This is a genomic window from Kaistella sp. SH40-3 (assembly GCF_030686865.1).
In the GTDB taxonomy this organism is placed as follows: Bacteria; Bacteroidota; Bacteroidia; order Flavobacteriales; family Weeksellaceae; genus Kaistella.
The window spans coordinates 35,014-48,553 of sequence record NZ_JAQYUS010000008.1; the positions used below are offsets into that span (position 1 = coordinate 35,014).

A 13,540-nucleotide genomic window follows, 5' to 3' on the forward strand; every position below is an offset into this window, starting at 1 on the left:
AATTATTTTCTTTTAGATATGATATGACGGTTAGACGCTTTGTTTTTCTTTCTGGTTTTGTAACCTTTAGCAGGCATACCATTTCTTGATCTTGGGTGACCTCCAGAAGATTTACCTTCTCCACCTCCCATTGGGTGATCGACAGGGTTCATTACTACTGCTCTTGTTCGAGGTCTTCTACCCAACCATCTGCTTCTACCTGCTTTACCAGAAACGGTAAGCATGTGATCGTGGTTAGATACTGCACCAATCATTGCCATACACTCCCCAAGAACCATTCTAGATTCTCCTGAAGGTAATTTAATGATCACGTATTTCTTATCTCTTGAAGTTAATTGTGCCGATGATCCTGCACTTCTCGCCATAATTCCACCTTGACCAGGCTTCAATTCGATACAAGAAATAACAGTTCCCAAAGGAATGTTTTTCAACTTCATTGCATTACCAACATTTGGTTCTGCGCTTTCTGAGGAGATTACTTTCTGATCTACTTTGATACCAGTTGGAGCGATGATATATCTCTTCTCTCCGTCCGCATATTCTAATAGAGCGATGAAAGCAGTTCTGTTTGGATCGTACTCAACAGTTTTTACCGTAGCTTCAACATCAAACTTGTTTCTTTTGAAGTCGATAATTCTGTATTTTTGTTTGTGTCCACCTCCGGTGTAACGCATGGTCATTTTACCAGTATTGTTACGACCACCTGACTTACTAATACCTACTGTTAGAGATTTCTCTGGTTTGTTGGTAGTAATTTCATCAAAGTTGTTAACAACTCTGAATCTCTGTCCCGGGGTGATAGGTTTTAATTTTCTAACAGACATTACAATTATTTATAATTAATAAAATTTTATTGTTGTCATAAGGTATTCCCTTATGCTAATTTAGTTGGTTGCAAAAATATCAATCACTTCTCCTTCTGCAAGGGCAACGACTGCTTTTTTCAATTTGCTGGTTTTCCCAACTTGTAATCCTTTTTTGGTGTGTTTCGAAGAAACTTTAGGAGCATAAATCATTGTACTAATGTCTGCTACTTTTACACCGTAAGCAAGTTCTATCGCTTTTTTGATCTGGATTTTATTCGATTTAGGGTTAACTAAAAAAGAATATTGTCCTCTCAAATCTGTAAGATAGTTTGCTTTTTCTGAGATGATTGGTTTAATGATAATCGACATGATTTATTTTCTTAAATTTTCTTGGAATTTTTCTATAGCACCTTCTAAGAATATGATCTCTCCAGCGTGTACCAAATCGTAAGAACTGATTTCGTTATAAGTCAAAACTTTCGTTTTCGGTAAGTTTCTTGATGACAAATAAACGTTTTTGTTCGCTTCTGGTAAAATATAAAGAGCTTTTTTACCTTCAAATCCTAACGCATTGTTCAAAGTGATAAATTCTTTAGTTTTAGGAGCATCAAAATTGATAGTTTCTAATACTTTAATTGAATTATCTCTCATTTTTTGCGAAAGAACTGATTTCTTAGCCAATCTTTTCAAAGCTTTGTTTAATTTGAATCTGTAGTCTCTTGGTTTTGGACCAAAAATCCTACCTCCACCTTTGAAAATTGGGGATTTTATACTTCCGTATCTAGCAGAACCTGAACCTTTTTGTTTCTTAAGTTTCTTAGTTGATCCTGAGATTTCGTTTCTTTCTTTTGATTTGTGCGTACCTTGTCTTTGTGCTGCAAGATATTGCTTAACCTCTAAGTAAACCGCGTGCTGATTTGGCTCAATTCCGAAGATTGCTTCGTCAAGAGTTACTTTTCTTCCGGTCTCTTTTCCTGATGTATTAAATACTACTAGTTCCATTTTCTGATAATTACATAAGAATTTTTCGCTCCCGGAACAGCACCTTTTACTACTAAAAGATTTTGTTCTTCATCTACTCTTAACACTTCTAGGTTTTGTACGGTAACTTGCTTACCACCCATTCTACCCGCCATACGCATTCCTTTGAATACTCTTGATGGATCCGAACCTGCACCGATTGAACCTGGGGCTCTTAATCTATTGTGCTGTCCGTGAGTTGCTTGCATTACCCCCGCAAAGTTGTGTCTTTTTACAACCCCTTGGAAACCTTTACCTTTTGAAGTTCCAGTTACATCAACATATTCGCCTTGCGCAAATAAGTTTACTTTCACTTCATCTCCTACGCTTAAAGTTTCTACGAATTCATGATAGAATTCTACTAACTTAGCTTTTGGAGCTGAACCCGCCTTTTTGAAATGGCCGGCTAACGCTTTACCAACGTTCTTTTCACTCTTGTCATCGAAACCAAGTTGAGCAGCTTTGTACCCATCCTTTTCTATGGTTCTGACCTGTAAAACCGAGCAAGGACCTGCTTGAATAACGGTACAAGGAATATTCTTCCCAGTCTCGTCAAACAGCGATGTCATCCCGATTTTTTTACCAATAATACCTGACATGTTTATATATATCTAATTAAGTTCTTGTTTGTCAATCAAGGTTTGGGTGATTTCTACTTTTGAAATAGGCGCACTTCTTCCTTAAATTGAGTGTGCAAATGTATGAAGAATATTTGAATTGACAAATAATGATTTAAAATAATTTCAACTTTTTTGCTTGAACGTAAGAGACTTGCAATAAAAAAAGATCCTCAAACACTGAGAATCTTTTTGGGGAAACTTTTTCTGGAAATTTAATCTAAATAATTATTCTTCTTTTTTCTATTTTCTACAATCCTATCTCGCATTCCTTTAGTTAATGGAGTATTTAGAAGTTTTTGAGCTTCTGCTGCAGGATTTTCATCTACTTGTTTTCGCTTCTTAATAAAGTCAGTATAATTCGTTTTAATGAATCTATTTATTGGCTGGATTACTTCTGCCAAGTTTTGAATTGATAGTAGTGTAATCAAGAAATATTTTTCAGAATCGTAAACTTCAAGAACTAACCCGGGTAAGTCTTTAAAAGTGTAGGGTCCTTCTGCTATAGGAATTTCCGTAGTAAACCATGCAGTATAAATACGATTGTTATAAACTCCTGTTGCTTCTGCACACTCATAATCTCCAATTCGTTTTTTAGATTCACCAATCTTCCAATTAATTTTATGATTAGGTGAATAAACAAACTGGTCTTTACCTATTCTATCGAAAATCTGCAATTCTTGGTTATTTTTGTAAACCTCGTGAACTAATTTAACCGTGGGAATTTTGGAAAAATCTACCACCATTGAACCGGTCGTTTTCAGTTCGGCAAGGCTTTTATTAAATGCTAAATGCCGCACTGAATCAATAGACCGTTTTTGTTGACTTTTATATAAAGAAACTTGATCCCCCATTTGCAAAACCATTATTTCATTGCCTTTACTTTCAACATTCAAAGTATCTTTCAGAAATTCAACATTATATTTACAAACCAAATGAGAATTGTTTGTTGAACTTTTATTCTGCGAAAAAGAATTCCCGTTTAATACTAGAATTAAAATGAGCAGAATAGACTTTTTAAACATAAAACTTAAGGTTAAAGAAATTAATCATAATTAAATATTAAAACTATACTTATAAACTAAACGATGCAAATTGTTAAATCTAATTTATAAACTTATGTTCGTTAAGTTTTATTAAAAAAAAGCAACTTCATTAAAATGATATTTAATAAATTTAAGCAATGAAAAAATTCTTCTTCCTCTTTTCGATTTTAATGATGACTTCTTGCAACCACGAAAACATTAAATCTTATACGTTTTATTATTGGCGAACTCATCTTTCTTTAAACGCTGCAGAAAAAACTGTTTTGCAAAAAGCAACGAGTCCTTATATATATACCCGATTTTTTGACATTGAAAAAGTAGATGGAAAATTTCAGCCCGTTGCAGTAATAACCAAAGACCAAACTTTTGAAACCGATAAAGAAATCGTCCCCGTGGTTTTCATTAAGAATGACGTATTTTATGATATCAGTTCAAATGAAATTAATTTCCTGGCAGAAAACGTAAATTCTTTAATTAAGAAAAAACAGACTGAATTCGGAATTAAAATATCAAAGGAAATACAAATCGATTGTGACTGGACCGCGGGAACCCGGAAAGAATATTTTGAATTTCTACAAAGACTAAAAGATTTTTCTAAAAAAGAAATCACTTGTACTTTGAGATTGCACCAAGTAAAAAACAGCAAACTGTCGGGAATTCCACCTGCGGAGAAAGTTTATTTAATGTGCTACTCTACTTCGTCGCCTTTAGAAAACTCAGACCGTAATTCAATCTTGGATCTACCGACTTTAAAAAACTATCTGAAAAACGTTGATCTTTATCCTTTAGATATGGATATTGCGTTACCGATTTACTCCTGGGGAATTGTAACCAATCATGTCGGCAAACACAAATTAATCAACGCATTATCGACCGAAGATTTAAAAAATGCTAACTTTAGAAAAATATCGGATAACGAAGTTGAAATTATGAAAGACGGTTTCTATTTCGGAAACTTCCTCAACAAAGGGTTTACCATTAAAGTAGAAGAGATTTCTGAAGATCAGTTAACGGAAACCAAGAATTTTTTAAATAAAAAACTAACTAATTATGCAATCGTCTATTATCAGTTAGACCATCGCTTTCTCGACAAACACCAATTTTAGATATGAAAAAAACCATTCTCTCTGCAGCCCTATTTTTCCTGATGTTTTCTAAATCGAATGCCTGTGCGTGGGACGATTCGGATTACGATTATTTTAATCTGTTCACCCAAACCATCATTAAAGATAAATCCTATTTGCCTTTTCTACACACTTTGTCGAATCGATTTTATGGTCATGAGCATTACGAGATTCCAAATGAGAATATCGAAAGTTGGCAGAAATTTTTCGGCAATTCACTTTCTTATTTAGAAACTCAAATCCTGGTAGAGAAAATGCCAATGAAGGATCTGAACGATTTTAAAAATGGTGGCGCGGGAAATTCTATTCTTAAAAAATTAGGTTCTTATAAAAAATATGAAGAAGCAATTGATTATTTGATTGAGGCAAAATACCTGGAACCATACATGCGGATTAATTATGTTGAAAGTCCAAATTCGTTCTACTTCGAGGCTAATGAAAATGCAGAGAATGCGACGCAACTCAATTATGACAAAACGATTGCAGCCTTAACTTCTCTTTATAACGCAGCAAAAATTCCGGAAATAAAATTGCGTTACGGTTATCAGTTGGTTCGATTCAATCATTATACGCGACATTATACAGAATCTACCGAGGCATTTAAAAAATATGTTCAGCCTTTACAATTACGAACTTCTCCTTATTTCATGGCGCTCGATCAATTGGCGGGTGCGCAGCGTGGACTGGAAATGTCGCAAGAAGCGAACTGGAATTTCTTTCAGGTTTTTATGAAAAGTCCAAATCGAAGAGAAAGTGCATTTGTCTCGATGCAATTATCTGACTCGGCCTCTTTCAATAATATTTTGAAAAGAGCCCAAAGTCCGGAAGATAAAAACATGGCATATTTTCTTTTGGCTTATCAAGATTACAGCAATCCAATTCCGATGATGGAAAAGATGTATGACATTGATCCGAACTCTGAAATCCTAAAAGTTCTGGCTGCCAGAAGCATCAACGAACTCGAAAGAAATTATTTGCCCGTTTACTTTAGTGATGATAATAATGCAACGGTAAATTCTACATATCAAAATACAACAGCGCCAACTGCAAAAACAGAGACTTCTGGTGAAATCAGTTTTTGGCAAACGATTAAAAACTTCTTTAGCAATTTATTTAGTTCTGATGCTACAGAAACTCCAAAAAAAGGTGCAGATCAAAGTGATAAAGATTTACTGAAAAATCCAAACCGACTTCCTTTTTATACTCAAAATGAATATTATGGACCACCAGAAAACACCCCGCAAAACTTCATTAATGATTTCGCAAAATTAACCTCAAAAATAAAGGAAAAATCAAACGATGAGTTTTGGCAAATTGCAGATGCCTATCTCTTGTTTTTACAAAAGGATTATGAAAAGAGTTCAGAAATTTTAACCAAAATAAAAACTACGAATCCGGAATATATTACTGAAATCAACCGCATGAAAATGCTAAACGATATTGTTTCACAACCAAAAATCACAGCTGAATATGAAGATTATTTGTTGAAAACTTATCCGCAAATTTTCAATGATATTGCCTCCAATACAGAACGGCCAAATTACGGATATGGTGTGGACCAAAATTCTACCCAGAATTTTATTCGTGATATTTTGGCGAACCGATATTTTATTCAAGGCGAAGAAGGTAAATCATTTTTAATGAGCAACAATCTTTCTGACTTGCAATACAATCCGAATTCTAAATTGGTGAAAAGTGTAGATGAATTTTACAAGAAACCAAACAAGTCTGCTTTTGAGCAAAAGATAATTGCTAAAAACATTGATGACGTTGGCGATATTGATGCCTTCTTTAATGTGATTTATGGCGACCGCGAAATGCGACTTGCCAATTTCGATAAAGCGAAAACTTTTTATGATCAAGCCAATAATTTTAAAGGAATTCCGAGAAGTTCTTACTCCTCGTACGAAAATGGAGAAAGTGAAGATGCAGAATATACTGCAACGAAACTTCCGGCTAACGCTTATAATGGATATAAAAATATTTCGTCTTTAATATTCGGTCACAATGTTTGGGAAAGTTTTGAAAGTCCGGAAAGTGAAAGTATGAAGTCTGAAGATTTCACAGGTTTTCCTTTCATTAAAAAAGAGATGAATAAATCGGAACTTGCCGAGGCAGCGAATCAACTAAAAAAGCTCGGATCAGGAACCGATGAAAAAGCCGCTGAAGCAAATCAGTTGCTGGGGAATCTTTTGTACAACACTTCTGTTCTGGGATATTTCCGGGAAGTTTTTGTAATGGATCTTGATAATGCAAATAGTCAAAAATATCAATTTTATAATAATGACCATCCCACGTTTAAATATTATTACAAAGGTTTTACATCAACCAGTTTTATAGAACCTGATAATTTTGATTTGTCGATTGGGTATTATCAAAAAGCATTAACATTAAGTAAAGATGATGAACAGAAAGCCAGAATTCTTTTTCAGATGGCAAGTGCAGAACAGGGGAAATATTATCAATATGAGCAAAAGCAATCTTACGATTTAAAATATGATGATCCTGATTATGACAAAAAACAACAAGCCTACGTGAAAAATATGGATCAAACGAAAAACCAGAAATACAGAACCTATTTTGCACAATTGAAGAAAGACTACAGCCACACTAAAACTTTGAAATCGTTAGAGGGAAGTTGTACTTATTTCGATTATTTTATGAAAAGAAATTAAGATAAAAAAGGAATCATTGTGATTCCTTTTTTTATTATTTTTTTGGGTAGTGAATGGCTTTATCCAATTCGATTGGGTTATTTTCTTTTCGCATCTGATCTTGAGTTTGCTGAGAAAGTTCTTTAAACTGATCAATCGATTTCACCTGCGTTCCCATCACCCAAAAAATAGTATTTTCTGTAGCAGATTTAAAATCTTCTTTGAAATCTTGCAGCGGATCATTGAATAATTCTAACTGCTTTTTTAATAACGTTTTTTGACTGACCAAAATCGATTTCTCACCAGCAAAAGTTTCTAGAATTTCTTCGGTATTATACGTTTCCTTTAATTGATAACTTTTGATTAATGTAAATTTAAAATTTTGTTTATCATCGGTAATGTCAAAAATAAGTCCTGGCAATCCACGGAATTTATAAGGACCTTCATTGAGAGTGATTTCCGAATTGAACCAGGCAGTCCAGTTGCGGCCACCAAATTTTGTTGCAGCATTTTGCAATTTATAGTTGCCGATTGTTTTAGTCTCTGAGGAAAGTTCCCAAGTCATTTCGTCTTTGGATTCTATTTTGAAAAAATCGTTTAGTAAGACAAATGTTGTATTTAGATTTGAATTTCTTTTCCGAGTCAGCGCGGGTAAATTTTCTTCCCAGATAAAACTTCGGGTCTTTTGTATTTTATTAATGGAATCTTTTTCTGCATAGATATAAGGATAGAATTTCACGTCATCTGGATTGATGTCGAGAATCATATTGTCTTTGGTAAATTCTTTTGCAAGCGAATCATTTTTGTATTGATATTCAAAAATGAAACGGTGGGTTTGTGCAGAGATTAGTAATGGAAAAAGAATGAATAGTATATATTTCATTTGGTATAATTGTAAATCAAATATATTACTAAAATTTGTAACAGGATTATTCCAAGAATTTTCAGCACAAAACTTCTCTTAGAAATTTTGTGATTAAAGAGGAGCATTCCTAAAACTGATCCAATTGTTCCGCCCAAAAGGGTCATAATTAATAATAATCTTTCTGGGATACGGTGTTTATTTTTTTGTGCTTTTCTTTTATCGAGTCCGAAGCAGATGAAACTCCCGATATTCAAGGTTGCAAAAAAGGCAGTGGAAAATTCGTTCATTTAACAAAAATACTAAAGTTTGTTTGTAAAAAAAAGGACTGAGATTCTAGCCCCGATTGAAATGAAAATCTTTTTTTTGTGGCTGCTTTGGCTGTCGAAAAAAAGATTGCAATGGAAAGCTGGACTGGTTTTGTAGATAAAAAATAACCTAGATGCTTCTAATCAAGAACTGCTTTTTAAAAATTTTGTCAAAGACTGGAAACTTTGCCCAACTAAAAAATCCCTAATCTTTCGAAAAGGGATTTTATTATCATAGCAAAGTGCAAATTATCACACTTTAATTTCTACGTCAACTCCTGAAGGTAACTCTAATTTCATTAGGGCATCTACAGTTTTAGAAGAAGAAGAATAGATGTCCATCAATCTTTTGTGTGCAGATAGTTGGAACTGTTCTCTTGCTTTTTTGTTTACGTGAGGAGATCTCAACACGGTGAAGATTCTCTTATTCGTTGGCAAAGGAATCGGACCGTTTACAACAGCACCGGTAGCTTTTACCGTTTTTACGATTTTCTCAGCAGACTTGTCTACTAAACTGTAATCGTAAGATTTTAATTTTATTCTGATTCTTTGTGACATTTTGATCTAATTTAAATATTAACCTCTTGCTTTTTCGATTACTTTTTCAGCGACGTTTTGTGGTGCTGCTTCGTATTTTTCGAATTCCATAGAAGATGTTGCTCTACCTGAAGATAGGGTTCTCAATGAAGTTACATAACCGAACATCTCTGAAAGTGGAACGAATCCTTTGATTACTTTCGCGTTGTTTCTGTCATCCATACCGTTTACGGTTCCTCTTCTTCTGTTAAGGTCACCTACGATATCTCCCATGTATTCTTCTGGAGTTACTACTTCCAATTTCATGATTGGTTCCATGATAACCGGTTTCGCTTTTTTACCTGCTTCTCTGAAGCCCATTTTTGCTGCAAGTTCGAAAGATAATGCATCTGAATCCACTGCGTGGAAAGATCCGTCTTTCAAAGTTACTTTAATTCCTTCTACTTCAAATCCTGCTAAAGGACCGTTTTTCATAGATTCTTTGAAACCTTTTTCTACAGATGGGATAAATTCTCTAGGAATGTTACCACCTTTAATTTCATTTACGAACACAAGACCTGGCTTACCATCATCGGTTGGGCCTAATTCGAATTGAATATCTGCAAATTTACCACGACCACCTGATTGTTTTTTGTAAACTTCTCTGTGAGCAGCAACTTGTGTTAGGTTTTCTTTGTATTCTACTTGTGGTTCACCTTGGTTTACCTCTACCTTAAACTCTCTTCTCATACGGTCGATCAAGATATCTAGGTGAAGTTCACCCATTCCTGAAATAATCGTTTGACCAGAAGCTTCGTCAGTTTTTACTTGGAAAGTAGGATCTTCTTCAGACAATTTTGCCAAAGCGTTCCCCATTTTATCCTGATCTGCTTTTGTTTTAGGTTCTACTGCGATACCGATTACTGGATCTGGGAATACCATCGATTCTAGAACGATTGGCGCTTTCTCATCACACAAAGTATCTCCAGTTTTAATATCTTTAAATCCAACCGCTGCACCAATATCTCCCGCTTCAATATACTCTACCGGATTTTGTTTATTAGCGTGCATTTGGTAAATTCTAGAAATTCTTTCTTTATTACCTGATCTAGTGTTTAATACATAAGAACCTGCATCAAGTCTTCCTGAATATGCTCTAAAGAATGCTAATCTTCCTACGAAAGGATCGGTAGCAATTTTAAATGCCAATGCTGCAAATGGATCTGAAACTGTTGGGTGTCTTTCAACTTCCTCGTCAGTTTTTGGATTGGTACCATAGATTGCTTCTTTATCCATTGGTGAAGGCAAGTATTTACATACTGCATCCAACATAAACTGTACTCCTTTATTCTTAAATGAAGAACCACAAGTCATTGGGATAATTGACATATCGATGGTTGCTTTTCTCAAAGCTTCGTTGATTTCGTCTTCTGAAATTGAATCTGGATCTTCGAAGAATTTCTCCATCAAAGTATCATCATAATCAGCAACTGCTTCAACTAATTTTTCTCTGTATGCGTGGACATCTGCCAACATTTCTTCCGGAATTGGAACTACGTCGAAAGTTGCACCTTGAGTTTCATCATGCCACATAATAGCACGGTTCTTAATCAAGTCAACTACACCAGTGAAAGTTTCTTCAGCACCGATTGGTAAAACGATTGGCACTGCATTCGATCCTAACATTTCCTTAACTTGGTTTACAACCATAAGGAAGTCAGCACCTTGTCTGTCCATTTTGTTTACAAATCCCATTCTCGCAACTTTGTAATTGTCAGCCAATCTCCAGTTGGTTTCTGATTGAGGCTCAACACCATCAACCGCTGAGAATAAAAATACCAAACCATCTAATACTCTTAATGAACGATTTACCTCAACCGTAAAATCTACGTGTCCTGGTGTATCGATAATATTAAAGTGGTATTCGTGTGAATCTTTAGTAGGTTCTCCGTTGAATCTTGGGAAGACCCATTTACAGGTTGTTGCTGCAGAAGTAATGGTAATACCTCTTTCTGCTTCCTGCTCCATCCAGTCCATTTGTGATGAACCTTGGTGAGTTTCTCCTAGTTTGTGAACTTTACCTGTGTAGAATAAAATCCTCTCTGTCGTGGTGGTTTTACCGGCATCAATGTGCGCGGCAATACCGATATTTCTTGTGAATTTAAGATCTCTTGCCATTTCAGATTAGAATTTAAAGTGTGAAAATGCTTTGTTTGCTTCAGCCATTCTATGAGTGTCTGTTTTCTTTTTGTACGCAGCACCTTCTTCTTTAGCAGCAGCGATAACTTCAGAAGCTAATTTCTGAGCCATTGATTTATCGTTTCTTGCTTTAGAATATTTAATTAACCATTTCATTGCCATAGAAATTTTTCTATCCGCACGAATTGGCATTGGGATTTGGAAGTTAGCACCACCGATTCTTCTTGAACGTACTTCTACGTGCGGCATAACGTTGGTTAAAGCATCTTTCCAAATTTCCAAAGATGATTTTTCATTTTCACCTTTCTTGTTCTCTACGATTTCTAATGCATCATAGAAAATTTTGAATGCGATTGATTTTTTACCATCAAACATCAAATTGTTTACAAATCTCGTTACCAGTTGATCATTAAATTTAGGATCCGGTAACAACGGTCTTTTTTTCGCTTTTGTCTTTCTCATTGTTTCGTTTCTTTACTAATTAATGATTACTTTTTCTTACCTTTTGCTGGTGCTGCTGCAGCCTGACCTGGTTTTGGTCTTTTTGCTCCGTACTTAGATCGTCTCTGGGTTCTCCCAGCTACACCTGCGGTATCCAAAGCTCCACGAACAATGTGATAACGTACTCCCGGTAGGTCTTTCACCCTTCCGCCTCTAACCAATACTATCGAGTGCTCTTGAAGATTGTGTCCTTCGCCCGGGATATAGGCGTTAACTTCTTTACCATTAGAAAGTCTTACCCTTGCAACTTTTCTAAGTGCAGAGTTAGGTTTCTTTGGAGTTGTGGTGTATACTCTTGTACATACACCTCGTCTTTGTGGACATGATTCAAGGGCAGCCGATTTGCTCTTCTTGGCAAGCGAGACTCTTCCTTTTCTTACTAGTTGTTGAATAGTAGGCATTAAATTGCTTTTTATTTTAGGGGGCAAAAGTATGAAATTATTTTCGAACGAACAAATGAAAAGAATTAATAATGTTTTTTCTGAATTTAATCTTTAACTCATCTTTAATCTAAAACAAGTTCAGAGGTGTAAAGTATTAAGGATTTCTCTGGGATGGTATCGTACTTCAACCACTTAATGCTCGGATTTACAGTGCCTGCAATACTTTGTTTTATAAATCCTTTCTGGGCATTAGTATGCTTATATTTAAAAGATTTTTTCACAACTGGTATGTGGTAAGTTGTCGTTATTTTTTGATTCTGCTCATCATCAAACAAATACTTTTTTGAACTGAATTTTGGCATCTGCTGCTCAATCTGTTTCTTATTTTTTAAATAATTCTCCGGACTTTTTAAACCATATAAAGTTAGAAAAGCCAGAAAAAAGCAACCTAATCGAAATATAAAACGATCAGACTTTAAACCTTTAAAATAAATAATCAGGAAAGAAAAGAACAAACAAAAATTAGCTGCAGCCAACATTCTAACATTCATTTCTTCGATCTGCTGAAAAAGTCCAGACATAAACAGAGAAATGGTATAAACTCCGGCAATCATCCAAAGAAGATGATGAAATTCAACTGTTAGGATTTCTTTCTTACGTCGATATAATTTAATGAGATAATTCAAGAAGATAAAATCAACCACCATAAGCAAGACCTGAAAAGTCAAACTTGCAAAACTATTTGAGGCGGGCTTTAGACCAATAAAAGGATCGATTACATTGGTCATTCCCAGCAAATCTCTAAAAATATAAATCGGCGAAAATTGAGCCGGGGCACCTCGAAGATGCTCTCCGGTAAAACTGCCAAAGGTGAAATAGTTGAAACATAAATAACCTCCGATCCCAACTCCAGAAAGAACTAAAAATTTAAACAGATCAATTTTTGAAGCAAATGTTTTTCTCTTCAAAACCATGATTAACCAAAAAAGCCCAACTCCTAAATAAATGTAAATACCCGAATATCTTACCGCAAATAAAAGAATCATTAATAAGGACGCACAAATTACAAAGGTTCCCGATTTGATTTTATCTTGAAATTTTTCATGAAAAAAATAGAGCAAGAAATAGAGCAGAAAAAGAAAAGGTCCTTCTGAAGAAACAAGAGTTAGTCCGAAAAAAAGCGCTTTCCCGGTAAATAACAAAACCGTTTCTTTAAAATAAAATCGCTTAAAATAAGAGAACAACAGAATCGTAATTACCATAGAAATATTCAGAACTTTAGAAGCCCAAAAATAATCCTGAACAAAAATATGAAAGAACTTTATCAGGGCAGGAAATCCTAAGGGAAAAAGGTTGGTTACCAATTCTGGCATATCTGCCGCAATCCCAAAATAAGAAAGACTGTCTGCACCAATCCCAGCTGCTGCCAGAAAAAAGGAGTAAAAAATGTAAATAATTGCTACGACTGCTGCCAAATAAATATATTTCTTCATAGATAAAATTA

The 13,540-nt window shown here is 34.8% G+C and carries 14 protein-coding genes; 2 read left to right on the forward strand and 12 right to left on the reverse strand.

Annotated elements, in window-relative coordinates:
• Positions 1-2: 2 nt before the first annotated feature.
• The 5 genes from rplB to PUH65_RS12535 form a co-directional block, all read right to left on the reverse strand.
• Entirely contained in the window at positions 3-824 is an 822-nt protein-coding gene (gene rplB / locus PUH65_RS12515; RefSeq protein ID WP_305520476.1) for a 50S ribosomal protein L2, read from the reverse strand.
• A gap of 60 nt (positions 825-884) precedes the next feature.
• Positions 885-1,175 carry a 50S ribosomal protein L23 gene (gene rplW, locus PUH65_RS12520; protein WP_305520477.1) on the reverse strand — a complete coding sequence of 97 codons (291 nt, stop codon included), beginning with the start codon at positions 1,173-1,175 and terminating at the stop codon, positions 885-887.
• Positions 1,176-1,178: 3 nt separating this feature from the next.
• A complete protein-coding gene (gene rplD / locus PUH65_RS12525) occupies positions 1,179-1,808 on the reverse strand; it encodes a 50S ribosomal protein L4 (protein ID WP_305520478.1) in 630 nt (209 codons plus the stop codon).
• Positions 1,799-2,425 carry a 50S ribosomal protein L3 gene (rplC, locus tag PUH65_RS12530; RefSeq protein ID WP_305520479.1) on the reverse strand — a complete coding sequence of 209 codons (627 nt, stop codon included), beginning with the start codon at positions 2,423-2,425 and terminating at the stop codon, positions 1,799-1,801. Before rplC ends, rplD begins: the two co-directional genes overlap by 10 nt.
• A gap of 233 nt (positions 2,426-2,658) precedes the next feature.
• A complete protein-coding gene (locus PUH65_RS12535; RefSeq protein WP_305520480.1) occupies positions 2,659-3,468 on the reverse strand; it encodes a GLPGLI family protein in 810 nt (269 codons plus the stop codon).
• Positions 3,469-3,626: 158 nt separating this feature from the next.
• On the opposite strand from PUH65_RS12535, the gene PUH65_RS12540 reads away from it, so the two are divergent.
• Complete coding sequence (locus tag PUH65_RS12540) at positions 3,627-4,595, forward strand: hypothetical protein (RefSeq protein ID WP_305520481.1); 969 nt, start codon at positions 3,627-3,629, stop codon at positions 4,593-4,595.
• A 2-nt stretch (positions 4,596-4,597) separates the two neighbouring features.
• The gene (locus tag PUH65_RS12545) at positions 4,598-7,288 is read left to right on the forward strand and encodes a hypothetical protein (protein WP_305520482.1); all 2,691 of its coding nucleotides are present in this window, start codon (positions 4,598-4,600) and stop codon (positions 7,286-7,288) included.
• Between the two features lie 34 nt (positions 7,289-7,322).
• On the opposite strand, the gene PUH65_RS12550 is transcribed toward PUH65_RS12545, so the two are convergent.
• From PUH65_RS12550 to PUH65_RS12580, 7 genes are all read right to left on the reverse strand, one after another.
• On the reverse strand, positions 7,323-8,150 hold the full coding sequence (locus PUH65_RS12550; protein WP_305520483.1) for a GLPGLI family protein: 828 nt from the start codon (positions 8,148-8,150) through the stop codon (positions 7,323-7,325).
• A complete protein-coding gene (locus PUH65_RS12555; RefSeq protein ID WP_305520484.1) occupies positions 8,147-8,419 on the reverse strand; it encodes a DUF1294 domain-containing protein in 273 nt (90 codons plus the stop codon). Before PUH65_RS12555 ends, PUH65_RS12550 begins: the two co-directional genes overlap by 4 nt.
• Positions 8,420-8,689: 270 nt before the next feature.
• Positions 8,690-8,995, reverse strand: coding sequence for a 30S ribosomal protein S10 (gene rpsJ, locus PUH65_RS12560; protein WP_056035238.1), 306 nt, complete (start codon positions 8,993-8,995; stop codon positions 8,690-8,692).
• Positions 8,996-9,013: 18 nt separating this feature from the next.
• Positions 9,014-11,131, reverse strand: a complete 2,118-nt coding sequence (gene fusA, locus PUH65_RS12565; protein WP_305520485.1) for an elongation factor G — start codon at positions 11,129-11,131, stop codon at positions 9,014-9,016.
• 6 nt (positions 11,132-11,137) lie between these two features.
• A complete protein-coding gene (rpsG, locus tag PUH65_RS12570) occupies positions 11,138-11,614 on the reverse strand; it encodes a 30S ribosomal protein S7 (RefSeq protein WP_305520486.1) in 477 nt (158 codons plus the stop codon).
• A 26-nt stretch (positions 11,615-11,640) separates the two neighbouring features.
• Entirely contained in the window at positions 11,641-12,054 is a 414-nt protein-coding gene (gene rpsL, locus PUH65_RS12575; protein ID WP_034718671.1) for a 30S ribosomal protein S12, read from the reverse strand.
• A 104-nt stretch (positions 12,055-12,158) separates the two neighbouring features.
• Positions 12,159-13,529, reverse strand: coding sequence for a hypothetical protein (locus tag PUH65_RS12580; RefSeq protein WP_305520487.1), 1,371 nt, complete (start codon positions 13,527-13,529; stop codon positions 12,159-12,161).
• Positions 13,530-13,540 lie beyond the last annotated feature (11 nt).